The following is a 17,941-nucleotide window of genomic DNA, read 5'->3' as shown; positions in this document are numbered from 1 at the left end:
TTTGCTCTTCTTGCTTCTTCAAAATGCGGCCGGCGGCGTCGCCCGGGCGCGGGGGTTGCGGAAGAACGGCTGCGACAAGACGGTCGCGCGCGCCATGCGGCGCTGCCAGACGCCTTCCTGATTGAGATAGATTTCGACCCAGAGGTCTTTGGTTCTGTCGGGACCAAAGGGCGCGCGGACCTCGGCCAGCGCGATATTGCGCTTGAGCGTCGGCGACCACATGGCCGAAGTGATATGCCCGACTTCGCGTTTCTTTCGGTAATAGATCAGCGCGTCGGCGGCCGGTTTGAACCCGCCGATATCAAGCTTGACGATCATCGAGCGCGGCCCGCGTTCAGCCTGGGCCACCAGCGCGCGGCGACCGTTGAAATGCCCCTTGTCGAAATCGACCAGCCAGGCAAAACCCAGTTCCACGGGCGTTCGTCCGCGATGCAGCCGCAAGGTGTGATGGATCGGCTGGAATTCGACACCGGCGGCAATGAACCCGGCTTCGATCCGGGCCATGTTCAGCGCATGATAGCCAATGGCGCGAATGCCCCAGGTCTGCCCCGCATCCCACAGCCGATCCCACAGCGCCAATGCATGGTCCGGCGAGATCCACAGCTCATATCCAAGATCGCCGGTAAACCCGGTACGCGAGATCAACAACCCCGGCTCGGCCTCGGCCAGATCAAACGGGCGGAGATGGTCGATCTCGAAACCGGCCTCAAGCAAGACAGACGCCGAGGTCGGCCCCTGCAATGACAGGCCCGCAACACTGTGCGACTCGTCCTCGACCCGGACATCATAGCCCCAGGCCGCATCCAGCAACCATGAGAACTGCGGTTCCTGGCAGCACAGGCGGAACTCGGTTTCCGACAGCCGGAACAATGTTCCATCGTCGATCACCATGCCATCCTCGTCGCACCACATCACATAGGCAACGCGCCCCGGTGCCAGTTTCCGCACATCTCGGGTGACAAGCCGGTTCAACATCCCCAGTGCCTCGGGGCCGGAGACGCGGTATTTGTGCATGGGCGAGATATCGAACAGCGTCGCCTGGTTGCGGATCGCGAAATACTCGAACTCCATCGTGTCCAGTACGGCGGGCGAGATGTAGCCCGCCCAGTTCATCCAGTCCTTGGTCCGGCTCAACGGTTCCAGCCGTGGTTGGAACGGCGTCGGGATCAGGCCCAGCGGGACATGCTCCGGGGGCAGATCGTGGCGCGTATCCTTCATGCCGCCATCTCCTTCAATGCCTTCAGCGCGGCGTTCCGGCCCGGTGCGCCCGTGACATCGCCACCCGGATGCGCCGCCGCCCCGGCAAGGTACAGTCCCGCCGGACCGAAGCCATAATGGGCCAGGCCATTCGCTGGGCGCACCGACAGGAGCTGATCGAAACTCATCTCGCCATGATGCCAATGCCCACCCGGCGCACCGGTCTCAGACTCAATATCGGCAGGTGTCAGCAATTCGCTGGCCGTGACCATAGCGGCCAGTCCCGGCGCGAACCGATCCAGTGCGGCGACGACTTGGTCGATCACCGTCTGGCGCGCGGTGTCGGTCCAGCCACCGTCGGGGGCATAGGGGACATATTGAACAACCGCCGAGACCACGTGTTTACCGGACGCATCAGGCACGGTCAGCGTCGGCACCACCGCCTCAATGACCGGTGCTTTGGAAGCTTCGCCATATTTTACCGGGTTGAAGGCCCTCTCGACCGCCCGGACAGACCGTGCAATCAACAGTCGCCCGGATGCCTGTTCACGTGAAAGGCCGCTGAACTTGGGCGCACCACTCAGAACTAGGTTCACCTTGGCAGCCGTGCCCTTGGTGCGGAAGTTGCGCAACCTGCGGACGGCCTCGATATCATAGCTGCCGTGCCCGGCCAGCATCATGCTTTGCGCCGCACCCGCAGTAGACAGCACCATCGCCGACGATACCCGTGAGCCGTCGGCCAGTTCGACGCCCGTGACCCGATCACCTTCGACGACGATCCGCTGGACTGCGGCCCCGGTCCGGATCGTAGCGCCCCGGGCCTCTGCCGCCTTGACAAAGGCGGACACAACCGCATCCATCCCGCCCGAAGGCAGGGCAGCGCCACCGCCCTGCGCCAAACGGTAGATCAGCGAAAACACCGTGCCCGGCGCCGACGGCCCCGCCCAGGCCCCGCGCACCGCATCCGCTGCCAGCGCACCGGCCAGCGGCCCGTCAGCCAATTCGTCGAGAATAAGGTCCTGCGCGTTGGACAGGACGATCCGCAGGAATTCGCGCATCTCGGCCTTGCCCATCAGGCGCAGCCGCAAACCAAGACGCGCCAGCGCGCCCAGTTCTCCCGCCTGCGCCAGACTCAGCGACCCGGACAGGTCCGGCGGCGCTGCCTGTGCAAGCTGGCCCAGCAAGGTCCCAAACCGCACAAGCCTTTGGTACAAGGTCACAAAGGCCGCAGCATCGGGATGTGCCGTGCCATCGGCGAACCGGACCTCGGCTCCATCCATCACCACATGCCGACCATCCTCGGACAAGGCAACTGTAGGCACAGGTTTTGCGTCCAGTTTCAGACCCAGATCCCTGACCACGACCGGATTCAGGTTGTAAAGAAGATGGGCCAGACGGGGCAGCTGAACTCCATTCAGCGTTCCTGTCGCCATCATGCCGCCCAGTGACGTGCTACGCTCCAGAACAAGGACCCTTTTGCCCTTGCCCGCCAGAACCGCAGCCGCCGTCAGGCCATTGTGCCCCGCCCCGATCACGATCGCATCGAACTGTTCCATCGCCCGTCTCCTCACGCGGCCTCGGCCGGCAGCCCGCTGCGGCGGCCCAGGTCGATCAGGATTTCGCGCGCCGCATTCGCCCCGGGTGCGGCCATGACCCCACCGCCGGGATGCGCGGACGAACCCACCAGATAGAGGCCCCGGATCGGCGAGCGATAGTCGGCATAACCCGGCACCGGTCGATTGAAGAGCAACTGGTCAAAGGTCAGCTCACCCTGAAAGATATTGCCCTCGGTCAACCCGACCTCGGTCTCAAGTTCCAGCGGCGAACGGATTTCCACGTGCTGCACACGCTCTTTGATATCCGGACAGGCAGCTGACATCTTGTCCAACACGCAATCGGCAAAGGCGCGGCGACGCTCCTCGGTCCAGTTGGCGGCGTCGCGCACGCCGTCGACTTCAAGATCATAGGGCGCGTATTGTACAAAGACGGTCATCATATGGCTGCCCGGCGGCGCCATGGTCGGGTCGATCTGGCTGGGGATCAGCATGTCGAAATAGGGGCTTTGCGACCAGCGGCCGTCCTTCCAGTCGTCATAAGCGCGCTCAAGCTCGGCCAGCGAGGTCGAGCAGTGCATGTCACCGCGCAGGAATGGCGCCCCGGCGGGTGCGGCCGGAAACTCGGGCAGGCGATCCAGCGCGATGTTCAGCTTGCCCGACGAACCGCGGATCTTGAACCGCTCGACCGCGCGCAGGAAATCGCCCGGCAGATCGTCGCGGTCGGTGTGCTTCAGGAAGGTCCGTTTGACATCCATGTTCGAGGCCACAACAGGCGCCTCGTAAGTATCGCCGTTTTCCAGCGCGACGCCGGTCACCTTGCCGCCCCTGGTCAGGAACTTGTCGATCCCAGAGCCGGTCACGATGGTGCCGCCCGCCTCTTCAAACGCCAGTCCCAGCGCGCGGCTGATCGACCCCATGCCACCCCGGGCAAACCCCCAGGCACCGATGGTTCCGTCCACATCCCCCATATAATGATGCAAGAGCACATAGGCAGACCCGGGCGAATAGACGCCCAGCCCGGTTCCGATGATCCCCGAGCCAGCCAGATGCGCCTTGATCAGGTCATTCTCGAAATGCTCGTCCAGGAAATCGCCGATGGACATGGTCCAGAACCGCAGCGTCTCGCCGATCTCGCGCGCGCCCAGCCCGTGCACCTTGCGCACCAGATAAGCCAGTTCAGAGATATCGCGCGGACGCATCCGCACCGGATCGGGCGCCGTGCGCAGCAGGAACGGCCGGATGAACCGGCATTGCCGCATCACCGTCTGGCTGAACCGGTCATAGGCATCGACATCGCGCGGCTCGTGCCGGGCGATCTCGCGCCGCAGGGCGTCGTGATCAGAATAATAGGCGAAATAGTCGCCATCGGAGGTAAAGGTCGCGCCACCCTCGTAAGGGATGACCTGAAGCCCGAAGCGCGGCAATTCAAGGTCGCGCACGATCTCGCGCCGCAACAGAGAACAGACATAGGAACAGTTCGAATAGGTCCAGCCGGGATGCAGCGAGCGGCTGACGGCGGCGCCGCCGATCCAGTCGTTCTTCTCGACCACCAGAACCTTGAGCCCGGCCTTGGCCAGATAGCAGGCCGTGGTCAGGCCATTGTGGCCCGCCCCGGCGATTATCGCATCATATCGGTCGTGACGCCCCATCGCGTGCTCCCTTTTGCTGATCAAGGAATACCTCGGCGTCCGGGGTTCGTAAAGTTTTTTGAGCGCTCAAATAAATTTTGGACTACTTTATTCACGATACCGGACAGGATAGAGATGCGTCATGGAAAACCCGGAGCCGCCAGGATGACCGACAAAGCCCCGCCGCCGCCCCGGCAGCGCAAGGAACGCAAGGACAATGCCGACCGCCGCCGCAGGCAGCTGATCGAGGCGACGCTGCGCTCGGTTGTCGAGAACGGGTTGTCCCGCACCACGCTGGCAACGGTTGCGAATGCCGCCGGGCTGTCCCAGGGCGTCGCGGTTTTCTACTTTAAAAGCAAAGACATGCTGTTGGCCGCAGCGCTGGAGTACCAGTATTCGATCTATGCCGACACCTGGCGCAACGCAGTGGCCGAAGCCGGGACCGACCCGGCGGAGCGGCTGGCGGCGCTGATCCGGGCCGACTTCTCGCCAGTGGTCTGCAACCGTGAGGCGCTGGCGGTCTGGTTCTCGTTCTGGGGCGAGGCGAGTTTCCGCCCGCGCTATGCCGACAGCGCCCGGGATTTCGACGTCCAGAGGGGTGCGGCGCTCTATGAATTGTGCCGCGAACTGTTACCGAATGCCTCGGAAACCGAGGCCCGCGACGCGGCGTTCGGCATCGATTCACTGACCGACGGGTTCTGGCAAAAATTGTACCTGACCCCCGAAAGCTTCTCGATCGAGGAAGGGTTGCGCCTGACCATGGCGCATCTGCGCATGGTCTTCCCCGACCACAAGGCCACCTTCGCGGACTGAAGCAAACCGGCGTTTTGACCGTTTTGTACCGGGTTCCAAGGGGGGATTGACCGTTTTGTACAGGCCCCGAGAGGCCATTCCGCACCGGTTACCCGGATCGGGCCTACTTCGATCTTGCGGCGCAGATCGACCATTGGCCGTCAACGCCCCGCAATTCCCGCAAGCCCAGATTGTCGAAGATCAGGCCGGACCCGGCCACCAGATCGCGCACGGTTTGTGATACAAGGACCTGTCCGGCTTCGGCCATGCCACCGATGCGGGCCGCGATATGAACCGCTATTCCGGCAACGTCATCGCCGGAGATCGTGCACTCGCCGGTATGCAGGCCGATGCGGACCTTGAGGCCGATCGCATCCATGGCGGATTGAATCGAATGCCCGCAGCGGACCGCCCGTGCCGGGCCGTCGAACATCGCAAGAAACCCGTCGCCAGTGGTCTTGACCTCGCGCCCGCCAAAGATCTCAAGCTGGTTTCTGACCTCGTCATGATGCGCCGCCAGCGTGTCGTTCCAGGCCCTGTCTCCGACCTTGTGAACGAGGCTGGTCGACCCGACAATGTCGGTGAACATGATGGTCCCCAGAACCCGCTCCTCGATCTGGCGTCTCTCCTGTCCGGTAATGAATTGCCGGATCTCGGCCAAGACGCGTTCCGAGACCTCGGTATAGGGAGGATGATCGTCGGCGTCGATCTCGACCATCCGGGCGTTCGGGATGTTCGCGGCCAGGTACCGCCCGTTTGAACAGGCGACGACCCGATCCCGAACTGCGTGCAAAATCAAACTGGGCGCCTGCACCGAAGCAAGGATCGGTCGCACGTCGATTTCAAGGTTCATCCGCAGCAAAGCCAAGGCCGCTGCGGGTGAGGCGCCGCCGCGCAGAAACCGGGCCCACCAGTTGCGGAACCTGGGGTTATCCGCAAGGCTGGGAATGCGCCGCTCGATGTCCAGCGCGGTGCCCCAGTCCGCACGGACCCTTTCGACCAACCTTTCGATATCCGCCTCAGACAAGCCTTCGGGATAATCCGGGCGTGCGCGCCTGTTGGCATAACTGCCCGCCAGGACAAGGGCGCGGGTGCGGTCCGGATAGGTGGCGGCGAACAACACGCTCATCGGGCCGCCTTCGGAATAGCCAAAGATCGTGGCGCCTTGCGAGCCAACCGCATCCATGACGGCCCGGACATCATCCATCCGCTCTTCGAGGGTGGCGGCGCCAGAGCCCCGGTCCGAAAGACCGGTACCGCGTTTGTCGAACAGAATGACGCGACAAAAGCTTGAGAGTTCGGTGAGAAAGCGCGCAACGATCGGCTCATCCCAGAACAGATCGACATTGGAAACCCAGCCCGGAACGAGGACAAGATCCTCGTCGCCTTCGCCAAAGACCTGGTAGGCGATGCTAAGATCTCCGCTGCGTGCGTACCGGGTGTCGGGTCTCACATCTCTTTCCTTACCACCCTTTGTCAAAGCTCTTGTGGTGTTGGCTCACGATAGGATTTTCCTTTGGATTTGGCGAGATATTCAGTGCGGCAGGCGACCCCGGCCACCTGTCCACAGCCGTTTTCCGACCGCCAAGTTGCCTGCGTGCCGGGCTTTGGGCGCTTCCGCCGCAAAAGTCGATCCTGCAAAGCGCCCTGTTCCGACTGAAACTGACCACCCACCGTTGTCACAACCGCAAGCAGGCCCATTCGTGTCCGAAAAATCAGGCGCACTAAATCCGCGTCGCGGCTTCTTGTTTGTTTTCAAGGGGGTTTGATGGTGCTGCCGGAGAGATTTGAACTCTCGACCTCTCCCTTACCAAGGGAGTGCTCTACCCCTGAGCTACGGCAGCGGGGTGAGCGGGTGATTAGACTCAAACGAAACGGCGCGCAAGGGCATCTAGACGGTTTTTTTAGCCTCCTGTAGAGAAAGGCCATGGCAAAGGAAAAATCCCCCCCGAAGGCGAAACGCGGCACTGAGACCCGAGAGGACCGGCTTAAGGCGGCGCTCAAGGCGAATCTAGCGCGGCGCAAGGCGCAGGCGCGAGCCCGGTCATCGGCGGAGGAAGAAAAAGCAGCGGACACGGACTAGGCCGGGATCGCTGGGCGGGTGGCCTGGGACAGGGCGCGGGATGCTGCGAGGTGGGCCGAAACAGATGGGACACAGGGCGGCAGGGTCTATCATCGGGACCGGTGATATGAACATGTGTTGGACGGGCTCGAATCCTCGGGTGCAAGAATCGAACGGATCAGGGACGAATGGTGGACGCAAGTTTTGAAGATGGCAGAGAGGCCCCGCTGAACCTGGGGGCAGAGGATTCCGACGATCTCAAGATCATCTCGTCGCTGGTGCAGGATGCCGTGCTACCGGTCACCGAGATGACCTGGCGGGCCTCGGAGCGGCGGTTTGCGCTGTTGCTGAACCGGTTTCGGTGGGAGGATCGCGCCGCGGCCGAGCGGCGCGGCCGTGGTTATGAGCGGGTGCAGTCGCTGTTGGTGTTCGACAATGTGCTGGGCGTAGCGAGCCAGGGTATCGACCGCACCGACGCCGACATGATCCTTTCGCTGCTGTCGATCTCCTTCGAGCCCACTGACGATTGTGCCGGCGAGGTCTTGTTGACCGTTGCCGGGGACGGCGCGATCCGGCTGTCGGTCGAGGCGCTGGAGGTGACCTTGAAGGACGTCACCCGGCCTTATCTGGCGCCGTCGCGCCACGTGCCGCAGCATTCGGAATGATCCAGAACAAGCGCGGGATTTCCCAGGCATTCTCCCCGACAGGATCGGATGACATCCTGCGGCGGGCGACGGTGTTCGATGTGTTCGACATGTCGCAGGTGCTGGTCCGGTCAATCTCGGACCTGTGCGGCGCCGATCATGGCGGCGACAAGGAAGCCATCGCGCGGTGGTGCGCCAACAAGGAACCCGGGGCGTTGCGCGATCAGATGGCGGCGGAGGGATCGGAGTTCTGGATTCTGATCCGGGGCGGTCAGACGGCCGCGGTGGGCGCGCTGTCGGATCTCGACTCCGCAAGCGGGACCGGGCGCATCACCCTGAACTATGTCGATCCAGGGTTTCGTGGCACCGGGGCCAGCACGGCGATGCTGGCCGGGCTGGAAGAGCGGCTGCGCGCGTTGGGTGCCAGCGAGGGCCTGCTGACCAGCACGGCGACCGCGCGCGCGTTCTATGGCAGGCGCGGCTGGCAACCGGCGGGACCGGCCCGGCGCGGCAGGTGGATCCTGGGATACCCGATGCGCAAATCGCTGCACCCCTGACGGAAAGGGTTGAGAAGCACCGCCGCCATCGCTATCCCGCTGGCTCAACTGCCCGAGGAACCGCTCATGCCGCAAATTCTTGACACCACCGACCCGGATTTCGACGCGGCCTTTGCCGCGCTGTTGTCGGCCAAGCGCGAAGACAGCCCGGATGTGGACAATGTGGTGGCCGGGATCATCGCCGATGTGCGGGCGCGCGGCGATGCGGCGGTGATCGAGCTGACCGAAAGGTTCGACCGGATCGCGCTGACGCCCGAGACCCTGCGCTTCTCTCCCGACGAGATTGCCGAGGCCATAGCGCGGGTCTCATCCGAGGATCGCGCGGCGCTGGAGCTGGCGGCGGCGCGTATCCACGCCTATCACGCGCGCCAGATGCCACGGGACGAAGAATGGACCGATGAGGCGGGTGCAACCCTTGGCTGGCGCTGGTCGGCGGTCTCGGCGGCCGGGCTTTATGTGCCGGGCGGGCTGGCCTCTTACCCGTCCTCGGTTCTGATGAATGCGATCCCGGCCAAGGTCGCGGGAGTCGGGCGTCTGGCCATCGCGGTGCCTACGCCCGACGGGCAAGTCAATCCGCTGGTTCTGTTGGCGGCGCATCTGTCGGGGGTGGACGAGATCTATCGCGTGGGCGGCGCGCAGGCGATTGCGGCCTTTGCCTATGGTACCCGGTCCATCGCACCGGTCGACAAGATCACCGGGCCCGGCAATGCCTTTGTCGCCGCCGCAAAACGGCGGGTGTTCGGCAAGGTCGGCATCGACATGATCGCGGGCCCGTCCGAGATTCTGGTGATCGCCGACAAGAACAATGATCCCGACTGGATCGCGCTGGACCTGCTGAGCCAGGCCGAACACGACGAAAGCGCCCAGTCGATCCTGATCACCGATGACGCGGGCTTTGGCCGTGCGGTGGTGGCCGCCGTCGAGAAGCGGCTGGAAACGCTGGAGCGGCGCGCCATCGCCGGGGTCAGCTGGCGCGATTTTGGCGCGGTGATCACGGTGCGTGATCTGGACGAGGCGGCGGCGCTGTCCAACCGGATCGCGCCCGAGCATCTGGAGCTTTGCGTTGCCGATCCCGAGGCTCTGTCGCAAAAGACGGTGCATGCCGGGGCGATTTTCCTGGGCCAGTATACGCCCGAGGCCATCGGCGATTATGTCGGCGGGCCGAACCATGTGCTGCCTACCGCGCGCTCGGCACGGTTCTCGTCCGGCCTGAACGTGATGGATTTCCTCAAGCGCACCACCCTGTCCAAGATGACGCCCGAGGCGCTGCGCGCCATCGGCCCGGCGGCGGCGCGGCTCGCCCGGTCCGAAAGCCTGGAGGCGCATGGCCTGTCGGTTCTGGCGCGGCTGGATCGCCTGAACGGCTAGGCCTGCAATTCCCGCGCAAAGGGAAAGAACCAGTCCGACAGGCGGTCGTACATTTCGTGCACGGTCGCGGCGCGCGGGTCGAATTCGGCGAGGAAGGCACAAAGCGTCCCAAGCTCGCCACATTGATCCGCCGCTTCGATCAGGTTCGAGGATTGCCGCCCGGTATAACCATGCACCACCTCGGGGCGCAATTCGCGCGGCCAGTGGCGGGCGCGCTCAGAGAGCGCTTGGGCAAGGCGGACGGTGATTTCGCCCTCCTGGTCGTCAAGAATGTGGCGCAAGGGTGGGTAGAGATCCGGATTGAGCCCCCGGAACATGCGAAAGGCGGTATCCGAGTGGGGGAGCCGTTCGCTTTGCAGCAGTTTGACGATGTCCTCATCTTCTCCAAACTGCCGGTAGAGGGCGGCGATTTCCGACAGACCCACAGCTCCCTGCGCCCAGAATTTCTCGATCCGGCCGGCCAGGTCGGGTGCGGCTTCGAAGAGCGATGCGAACTCCTCCTCCGCGCCGATCCGGCCCGCCGCCAGAGCCAGGGCGCGCGGTGAACGAGGTGCGGCGGCGGACCCGCTGCCGGGTTCTCCGGTTAGAGAGGCCAAGGAAGAGTTGCGCCCCAACCAGTCGTCAAGCGGGCTTTCGGACAGGCGGTAGGAATCGACATAGGATCGGAAGCTCGCCGTCCGAAGGTAGTCAAAAGCCATTTCGCCAAGAGTCAGATCAGCGGAAAAATTGTGGATCGCCATGACCAACGACTGATACCCGTCGAATGATCCCACGAAGTTTCGGGCGGAGATGGCCATGTCCGATCTGTCAATATTTGTCCCCGCAACCAGCAGGCATTGCCACAGCGATTGCCGCCAGAACCCGCGTGTCAGCGCTTCGGCATTGTCCGCCTCGGCCTCTTCGAGAGACTGGTCGCCCAGGGCCTCGATATATTTCGCGCCCAGCTCGGCCACCTCATCGAACCGGGCGGCGGCAAAGGTGCGCTGGATGTCGCGCGACAGGCGCGAGGCCGAGCGCCAGTCGGCGCCTTCGGCGCGGTAGCGGTCTTCATGGGCCTCGACCTTGGGCCCGCGCGCGGCGCGTTTCCTGCTGGCCGCGCTGACAGTGCTGAACTCTTCTTCCGCCGCGCTCAACCCATGTTGGACGGCGGCGGTAAACTCCTGCGCCTCGGCTTTTTCCCTCAGGTCTTCGGGCACATGCGCGGCCTCTTCGCGTGTCAGGACGCGGTCGAGATGGATCTTGACCCGCGCCCGCCAGGCGGGCGGCAGCGTTTCCAGATCCTCGCCCAGGGACAGGTCCAGCGCGCGGGCGGTGGCCGCGTCGAAGGCGGGAGGGTCTTCGGGCGCGACAAAGGCCGAGTAGTGCAGCGCCTGCACCTCGCGCAACGCTTCGTCCAGCGCCGCCCAACGCTCCATGGGTTCCGCCCCGGCCTCGCGGGGCGGCCCGTTCAGGAAATAGTCGCGCGCGGCAGCGCAGACCGCCAGCGCATCGCGGCGCAGTTCGGTCTTGCGGGCGCGGTCTTGGGGCGTGTCACCGGCGCGCGGCCCGGCAAAGAGACCCGCCACCATCATGCGCCGGACATCGGCCCGGTGACGCAGGGCAAAGGGCGGTTCGTCCTCATCGACCAGCCAGTATTCGTCTTTCAGCTTTTGGCCCAGCCTTGCGGCCTGCTCTTCGCTGGGCAACGTTCCGTCGGGCAGGCCCAGACACGGCCCCGCCAGCACGAAACGGATCAGATCGTCGTTGATCTGCCTGAGGACAAGGCCGGGATGGGCGAGCTTGCGCATCTCGGGGTCGTCGATGCGCTCGAGAATCCGTTCGTACAGGAACCGGTGGGCAAATTCCGCGCGGAACCCCTCGTCCTGCTTGAGGCTGTCCACAAGCCCGTCGATATCCCCCTGATGGCCACGCGCGTAACTCACGAAGATCTGCAAGGCCAATGGGTGACCATCGAGCAATTCGCTGACCTGAAGCCGCAGGGCCGGATCGGTCAACACCGGGGGTGCTGCCTTGGTGGACAGGGAATTGTCCTTTTGTTCGAGCAGCTTTGCCCCCGCTTCCAGCGACAGACCCTCCAGTTCGATGCGCCGCGAGGCGGGGCCGAACCGCCGGTTCAGCTCTTCGCCCGACAGGGGCGCGGCACGGCCGGACAGAACGGTGCGCAACCCGGCGAGATGGGCGCGCAGCCAAAGCTCGACATTCAGGATCTGGATCACCACCTGGCCGCCCTGACGGTCAACCGCCTCAAAACTGTCCAGCGCCAGCGCGATGGGATAATCGCGCAGCTTGGCCGCCCAATCGCCCTGGAACCACTCGGGGAACATGGTTTCCAGCGCGGCGGCCTGGCTGACGTGATCGCGCAGGTCGCCGAATGTATCGGTGGTCAGCAGGCGGCTGCGCAGGTCGCGCAATGTGCGGGACATCGCCTCGGCCTCGGCGGCGGGTTCGATGGCGCGGCGCACGCCGGTGGCCAGCTGATTGAGGATTTCGCGCGCGATCTGGATCGGCGATCCGGACTTCAGTTGCGGGCGGTCGAAATCCAGAATGACCGTGATCGGCGCGTCCTGTCGCGTTTGCCAGTCCTGCAACAGTCGGGCCACCAGCGCCGACTTGCCGATGCCCCCCGTCCCGGTCAGCAGCACCGGTCGGGTATCCACGGTCTTGCCGCGCAGAAAGTTCGACAGGCGCCTGCGGACATTGCGATAGCCGAAATGGCGGGTGGGCTGGCCGTTGGCCAGGTCGCGGCGTTTCTGAATGTCCTGAATCTGCCGTTTCACCTCGGTTTCAAGGTCTTCCATGGCTTTCGTGTCCAGCATCGGAACAACGCGCACGAACTGCACCGCATCGAGCAGAGCGGCGTTCCGGCGCAGATGACGCAGCAGACTATCGTCGTCGTCGGTGGTGCGCGGGCGGGTGATCGCGACCTCGTCGCCAGCCAGCAGGCGGTGCAGCGCCTGCCCGAAGAGATCGTCTTGCCAAGGCGTCGGCGCGTGTTCGAGAACCTGGTCAAGCTGGGTTTGCGTCAGGAACTGACGCAGGGTCGAGCGGCGCTGGTCCGGGCTGAGAATCCAGCCGTACCGCCGCGCCGCGCCCGGAGCCGGGCTGGTCACTTCGCCAATGTCGCGCGAGATCTGTCCCAGAAAGTCGCGCCGGGTTTCCGACGGGTGTTGCAGGCCAACGGCCCGGCAGAGATCGTCGGGGGCGAAACAGCCGCTGACCGCGGCCACCTCTCTTGCCAGATCAACAAGCGCCCTTTGCATCAGGGATCCTCCGCCGTTTCTGTGTCGATACTGCCAAACAGCCGGTTGGCGGCACCGGCGACGTAATCCGTCACGAATTGCGATAGCCGTTCCAGCGGCGCCTCGGTGCCCGCATATGCTCCGGCGATATCGGCCAGGAATTTCAACCCGTCCTCGTCCAGCGCGGTGTCGCGCGCGCCGCGCTCGTTCAGCCATTCGCGAAAGATGACCGAGGGGTTTTCCAGCGACTGCGCATTGATCGCGGAATGCACCACCAGGGTCGGGTCGAGTCCGTTGATCTGGACATGCTCGCGCAGCCCCACCAGCACCAGTCTGAGGTTCTGCTGCTGCCCGATCTGGTCATAAAGGGTTCCCAGAAACTCGCGCCCCGAGGCATCGGACAGATCGTGCTTGTCCAGATCGTCGAGAACGATCCACACGGTCTTGTCGCTCAGCCGCGCATTGACCTGCTGCATGAACTTGGACACCAGCCGCCGGACATAGGCCGGTGTGGTGGTATCCAGCGCCTTTGGCAGGATCTCTTCCGCGTTGGGCGCGAAGGTTGCCAGCGTATCGCAGGCCAGCCGGTAGGCATCGACCTGAATGTCGCCTGCCCGGAACAGGATGTAGTGGTTTTCGGGCGCGGCAAAGAAATGTTGCAGGATGGAGAAGGAGAAGCTCTTGCCCGGGCGGGTGATCGGCGTATCGAACGGATTGACATGGACCCGCAGCACCCGCTTGCTGCCGTTCCAGAGGTCGCGCAGAACCCTGAAATACTCCTGTCGGCCAAAAACCGGCTGCCCGCCGCCGATGCACCCGGCAATCAGGTTGAGGTCGGTCGTGCTGGTCAGTTGCGACAGGGCGTTCTTTTGCCTCAGATCGTCCGAGATCGCCTTGAGCGTGATTGCGACATTCATCGTGGGGTGCTGGTGGAAAGGTTCCGAACGATCGGCGCCCGCCTCGTCTCCCAGATAGTGCAGCCCGATCGGGGTGCCGCTCTGGTTCAGCACCAGACCGCCCGACGACCCGTGGGCGGTTGTGGCCAAATGAAAGATGCGGCTCTTCATCGGGAAGGTGTGGACCGCCCGGCCCCCGGTCAGGGTTTGCCCCTCGGTCCCGGGGTGGTGCATGATCCAGACGCCGTCGGGCGCGGTCTCTTCCACCTGATCCAATGCGAACCATCCCCGCTGTAACCCCGGCGCCCCGTCCAGCCGAATGATGGCGTAATCCAGCGTATCCCCGACCCGGCCCAGCCAAGCCAGGCGTTTGGCGGGGTCGTCCCACCAGTAGTCGTCGTCCTCGATCCAGTCCGCCAGGCCGCTATGGGCAACCTTCCAGCCGGTTTTCGCGGCAGGGTAGCGGGGCTGATCGGCATCGCGCAAACCAGTGGTCGCCGAAAAATCGAACCGGACCGAGATCAGCTCCGGTTGATCGAGCACCTCCCAGACGTGCTTGACTACGTGGAAATTCGTCAGGACCGTCGACGGGCCGACCAGAAACCCGGTGCCGTTGGTCTGCTTGCCCGCCGCATTGATCGTGTCGATCCGGCACAGGCGGCGGCGGCCCAGGATGATCGCTGGCTGGAGATCTCCGGGATCGGTCCAGAAGCCGTTTTCCGGCACAAAGGCCTGCAATTCCGGGTTGGTCTCGGCGCGCTGCAAAACGCGGTGTTCGGGGTCGCGGCCCAGGGCGGCGGCCATGGCGTGCGCCAGCCTGCGGCGATGCTGGTCCCGGGTTTCGGTTGCCTCCGCCTCGAAGAGACCGGCGGCAACGGCGCCGGCGAAACAGTCGGCAACGGGTTGTGGCCCGCCAAGCGCCACCAGCGCCAGGCACAGCGCCGTGCCGTCATCGGCCGGGTCAAGACCCCTGCCCTGCCCGGTCACCACCATGGCATGGGCAAAGTTCTGCGGCGCGCCGGGCAGGCGCCGCGCCCTGAGCCAGTTGTCGTACCACGCTCGCAACCGCGGTCTGGCAAAGCGCAGGTCCCTGACGACCCCGTGGATGGACGCGATCAGGCGTTCTTCGGTCCATTCCTCGTGCATCGTTATCCGTTCCCGTCGATCATACCGGTCGAAAAGGCGCCATCGCCCATATTCAGCACGGTCTGGATATCATGCGCCAGGTTGGTTTCCAGCGATTGCCCGCCAAAATGCAGGCCGCAGAGCTGGCCGGGGCTGTGCAGCGACAGGATGGCCGAGCCCGAATTGCCGGGCAGCGTGGTTGCATCATGGCTGAAGGCCCAGCCGCGCGGGTCGCTGGCAAGTACGCCCGGACGCGCCTCGATCAGGCCGGGGCTGATGTATTTCACCCCGTACTTGTCGCCATATAGCTCGCCCAGGCGCGCCCAGAAGGCAAGATAGTTGTCCTTGTCCTGTCGCGGATCGGGACCACGGACGCTGCGCGGTTCGGCCGGGTATCCGGCGACCAGGATCTTGGTCAGGGCGGGATCGGTGGTCGAGATCAGACCGCGGGCAATCGGCTCGGGCGGCGGGGCACGGCCATTGTCGGGGTCGATGCGCATAAGCGCCATGTCGAGCCGGGACATGTTGACCGTGCGCCCGATGCGCGCGGCGCCTGCGGTCGCCACTTCGGTCAGAGTGAACCGGGTGTCGTCGTCCTGCGCCTCGGGGTCGAAGATGATCGAGACCGGGAACCGCAGATGGAACGGGCGCGAGCCGTCGGTCGAGGGGATCGGTTCGGCAAAGGCGTCGATCACGTGGCGGTTGGTCATCACCAGCCCGTCGGACAGAAGGAAGCCGGTGCCGACATGCACCCATGTCCCTTGGGCGTTCTGCGCATCTATCCGACCCACCGCGCGCACCAGCGGCTGCCAGCGGCTGACCGCGGTCAACAGGTCGGCTTTCCAGGTGCCCAGCATCGGGTCGAACAGTTCGGACCCGTCCGCCTGAACCCGGATCGCGGGGCGGCCAGTGAGTTGCACCAGCGCCTCCAGCGCGTAACCGATCTCTCCCGCCGAAATATGAACCTCGCGGTCCGGGTCGAGATGCGACTGAACCGCCTGCCTGATCCGGTCGGCCGCCTCGGCCTGCATCGTGGTGTCGACCAGATCCGGCGCCGCCTCGGCCCTGAGCTGGAACAGCTCGGTCACGGTTTCCATCACCGTATCCAGCCCCTCGCCGCGCAACCGCTCGACCGAGGCCTCATAGCTGATGTCAGAGGCGCTTTCGGTTGTACCTGAGCGACCAACCGCCACACGCCGCACGGCCCGGTCCAGCGGTGCGGGCGGGGCAGCGGGAGCCAGCACGAGACCCGGCGCGCCAATGGGCGCGCGATCGCCGAGCAGGGCTGACAGGGCAGGCGAGGGTTGCTCGCGCATCGCGTTTTCCAGGGTTATCGAGGCCTCGGGTTCGGCCCGCAGCCGCCAATCGAAGGCGACGAAATCGGCCTCGGCCTGAAGCCCTCCGGCGTCCAGATCGGGCCCAAAGAGGCTGAGCGCGGGGCCAGCGGCCTCGGGCACCGGGCCGGTCACGATATCCTGCGGATCAAGCGCCAGAAGCGCCTCGGCATCGACGATGCCCGCGCCCATCAGGTCGGTGTCCCAGCCTGCCGGGCATCGCGCGGTCTGGCGCAGCGCCGCCCGAAACAGCTCTTGCAGCGGCAGGCCCCTGCGATGCGCCTCTTGCCGCAACGGGTCCCAGCCGTACCGTTCAAGCCACAGCGCCGCAACGCCCGCCGTCAGGGCGACGGAAAAAGAGGTGCCCTGACCGCCTGTGTTCACATCGGCCAGGTCGGTCTCGCCGGGGCGGCGGCGGGCGACATGCAGGTTTTCGGCCGGGGCCGCGACATCGACCTCGGGTCCCCGGCACGAGCCGCGCCAGCGGTTACCCGCGTGATCGACGCCTGCAACGGCAATCACGTTGCGGTCGAAGGCGGGATAGGTGACGAAGCGCACACAGTTCCCGGCGGCCGCCAGCACGATCAGATCGGCGGAAACGGCCCGCGCCACCGCGCGCCGCATCACGCGGGGACCAAAGCCGCTGCCGAGGCTCATGGTCACCACGCGGCAGCCCTGATCCCGCGCCCGGTCGAGCGCCCGCGCCACCGGCACCCAGGCGCCGATGATCACCGCGTTATTGGTGCGGAACGGCACCAGCGTTGCCCCCGGCGCGCTGCCGGTTACATGATGCGCACGCCGACTGACCACCAGCGAGGCGGTTCCGGTGCCGTGGCCGGGCGAGCCCATCTGCGGCGACAGGGGGTCGGTCGGGTCGGGGGTGCCCTCGACAAAGTTGTAGCCGCGCGCCTTGTCCACGCCCTGATCCAGCTCGCGATGCGCCGCCACGCCGGTATCGGGCTGACCGATCCGTTGCCCGGCACCGGAAACGCCGAACCGGGCCATCGCACGGTCGGCCCTGATCAGCTTCAGCGCCCAATCCGGATCAGGCAGCGGCGCGGTATGGGCGCGGCACAGGTCCCAGACCACATCGCCAACGTTCTCGATGGCGGGCGCGACGCTTTCGACATCCGCGAAGGGCGGCGAAATGTCGGGCGTGACCGACACCAGCCCAAGCGCCTCCCTGAGCTCATCCGCCTGGGCAAACAGATAGCCCGGCGACTGCTCGATCGGCACCCCGGGAAATTGCAGAACCAGCAGGTCGTCATCGGCCTGGGTCGCGCGGAAGAGATCGAACCCATCGCCGCCAAGCAACCCCGCGATCGCGGCGCGCGCGCCCTCGGGCGATACCGGTGCCGGATACTCCAGCGTGAACGACAGGATATCTGTTGGCAGATTGTCACGCCCGGTCGGCACCGCCACCCGGCTGGCGGCCTTGAACAGGTCCAACATTGCAAGCTCCTCCAATTCCAGATCAAAAAAACACTCTCAAATATTGCCCGAGCCTATCACCAAATGGTCGAAAAATGAAGGTTTACCTTCC

11 protein-coding genes and 1 tRNA gene are annotated in these 17,941 nt (G+C 64.9%); 4 read left to right on the top strand and 8 right to left on the bottom strand.

Features of this window, described 5'->3' with window-relative positions; all coding sequences use genetic code 11:
- Positions 1-18: 18 nt before the first annotated feature.
- The 3 genes from OE747_RS18335 to OE747_RS18325 are packed head-to-tail and all read right to left on the bottom strand — an operon-like array spanning position 19 to position 4,402.
- Positions 19-1,218 (bottom strand): aminomethyltransferase family protein, encoded by a 1,200-nt coding sequence (locus OE747_RS18335; protein ID WP_263829991.1) that lies wholly within the window; start codon positions 1,216-1,218, stop codon positions 19-21.
- Positions 1,215-2,753, bottom strand: coding sequence for a phytoene desaturase family protein (locus OE747_RS18330; protein ID WP_263829990.1), 1,539 nt, complete (start codon positions 2,751-2,753; stop codon positions 1,215-1,217). The genes OE747_RS18335 and OE747_RS18330 overlap by 4 nt, the downstream gene beginning before the upstream one ends.
- An 11-nt stretch (positions 2,754-2,764) precedes the next feature.
- Positions 2,765-4,402, bottom strand: a complete 1,638-nt coding sequence (locus OE747_RS18325; RefSeq protein WP_263829989.1) for a phytoene desaturase family protein — start codon at positions 4,400-4,402, stop codon at positions 2,765-2,767.
- A 144-nt stretch (positions 4,403-4,546) separates the two neighbouring features.
- On the opposite strand from OE747_RS18325, the gene OE747_RS18320 reads away from it, so the two are divergent.
- Positions 4,547-5,194, top strand: coding sequence for a TetR family transcriptional regulator C-terminal domain-containing protein (locus tag OE747_RS18320; RefSeq protein WP_263829988.1), 648 nt, complete (start codon positions 4,547-4,549; stop codon positions 5,192-5,194).
- A 103-nt stretch (positions 5,195-5,297) separates the two neighbouring features.
- On the opposite strand, the gene OE747_RS18315 is transcribed toward OE747_RS18320, so the two are convergent.
- Both OE747_RS18315 and OE747_RS18310 read right to left on the bottom strand, forming a co-directional pair.
- On the bottom strand, positions 5,298-6,626 hold the full coding sequence (locus OE747_RS18315; protein ID WP_263829987.1) for an adenylate/guanylate cyclase domain-containing protein: 1,329 nt from the start codon (positions 6,624-6,626) through the stop codon (positions 5,298-5,300).
- Positions 6,627-6,942: 316 nt separating this feature from the next.
- Positions 6,943-7,017: transfer RNA gene (locus OE747_RS18310), tRNA-Thr, on the bottom strand.
- Positions 7,018-7,423: 406 nt separating this feature from the next.
- On the opposite strand from OE747_RS18310, the gene OE747_RS18305 reads away from it, so the two are divergent.
- The 3 genes from OE747_RS18305 (at position 7,424) to hisD (ending at position 9,804) form a co-directional block, all read left to right on the top strand.
- Positions 7,424-7,900 (top strand): DUF2948 family protein, encoded by a 477-nt coding sequence (locus OE747_RS18305; protein WP_263829986.1) that lies wholly within the window; start codon positions 7,424-7,426, stop codon positions 7,898-7,900.
- Positions 7,897-8,436: a GNAT family N-acetyltransferase gene (locus OE747_RS18300; protein WP_263829985.1), complete on the top strand. Its 540-nt coding sequence runs from the start codon at positions 7,897-7,899 to the stop codon at positions 8,434-8,436. The genes OE747_RS18305 and OE747_RS18300 overlap by 4 nt, the downstream gene beginning before the upstream one ends.
- A 66-nt stretch (positions 8,437-8,502) precedes the next feature.
- Positions 8,503-9,804, top strand: a complete 1,302-nt coding sequence (gene hisD, locus OE747_RS18295) for a histidinol dehydrogenase (RefSeq protein WP_263829984.1) — start codon at positions 8,503-8,505, stop codon at positions 9,802-9,804.
- Here hisD and OE747_RS18290 read toward each other — a convergent pair.
- From OE747_RS18290 to OE747_RS18280, 3 genes are read right to left on the bottom strand one after another with little or no spacing between them, the layout of a single operon-like run.
- Positions 9,801-13,064, bottom strand: a complete 3,264-nt coding sequence (locus OE747_RS18290) for a hypothetical protein (RefSeq protein ID WP_263829983.1) — start codon at positions 13,062-13,064, stop codon at positions 9,801-9,803. The two genes, hisD and OE747_RS18290, sit on opposite strands and share 4 nt — an antisense overlap.
- Positions 13,064-15,085, bottom strand: coding sequence for a trypsin-like serine peptidase (locus OE747_RS18285; RefSeq protein ID WP_263829982.1), 2,022 nt, complete (start codon positions 15,083-15,085; stop codon positions 13,064-13,066). The genes OE747_RS18290 and OE747_RS18285 overlap by 1 nt, the downstream gene beginning before the upstream one ends.
- Before the next feature lie 2 nt (positions 15,086-15,087).
- On the bottom strand, positions 15,088-17,850 hold the full coding sequence (locus tag OE747_RS18280; RefSeq protein WP_263829981.1) for a S8 family serine peptidase: 2,763 nt from the start codon (positions 17,848-17,850) through the stop codon (positions 15,088-15,090).
- Positions 17,851-17,941 lie beyond the last annotated feature (91 nt).

Source organism: Ruegeria aquimaris, assembly GCF_025751555.1.
GTDB lineage: Bacteria > Pseudomonadota > Alphaproteobacteria > Rhodobacterales > Rhodobacteraceae > Ruegeria_B > Ruegeria_B aquimaris.
The sequence above is the reverse complement of the archived record's forward strand: the minus strand, read 5'-3'. Positions and strand labels throughout refer to the sequence as shown.

Excerpts from the sequence above, each read along its gene's own strand:
- OE747_RS18325 (WP_263829989.1), bottom strand. The coding sequence starts at position 4,402 with ATGGGGCGTCACGACCGATATGATGCGATAATCGCCGGGGCGGGCCAC.
- OE747_RS18285 (WP_263829982.1), bottom strand. The coding sequence starts at position 15,085 with ATGCACGAGGAATGGACCGAAGAACGCCTGATCGCGTCCATCCACGGG.
- OE747_RS18280 (WP_263829981.1), bottom strand. The coding sequence starts at position 17,850 with ATGTTGGACCTGTTCAAGGCCGCCAGCCGGGTGGCGGTGCCGACCGGG.
- OE747_RS18300 (WP_263829985.1), top strand. The coding sequence starts at position 7,897 with ATGATCCAGAACAAGCGCGGGATTTCCCAGGCATTCTCCCCGACAGGA.
- hisD (WP_263829984.1), top strand. The coding sequence starts at position 8,503 with ATGCCGCAAATTCTTGACACCACCGACCCGGATTTCGACGCGGCCTTT.
- OE747_RS18335 (WP_263829991.1), bottom strand. The coding sequence starts at position 1,218 with ATGAAGGATACGCGCCACGATCTGCCCCCGGAGCATGTCCCGCTGGGC.
- OE747_RS18290 (WP_263829983.1), bottom strand. The coding sequence starts at position 13,064 with ATGCAAAGGGCGCTTGTTGATCTGGCAAGAGAGGTGGCCGCGGTCAGC.
- OE747_RS18320 (WP_263829988.1), top strand. The coding sequence starts at position 4,547 with ATGACCGACAAAGCCCCGCCGCCGCCCCGGCAGCGCAAGGAACGCAAG.
- OE747_RS18305 (WP_263829986.1), top strand. The coding sequence starts at position 7,424 with ATGGTGGACGCAAGTTTTGAAGATGGCAGAGAGGCCCCGCTGAACCTG.
- OE747_RS18330 (WP_263829990.1), bottom strand. The coding sequence starts at position 2,753 with ATGGAACAGTTCGATGCGATCGTGATCGGGGCGGGGCACAATGGCCTG.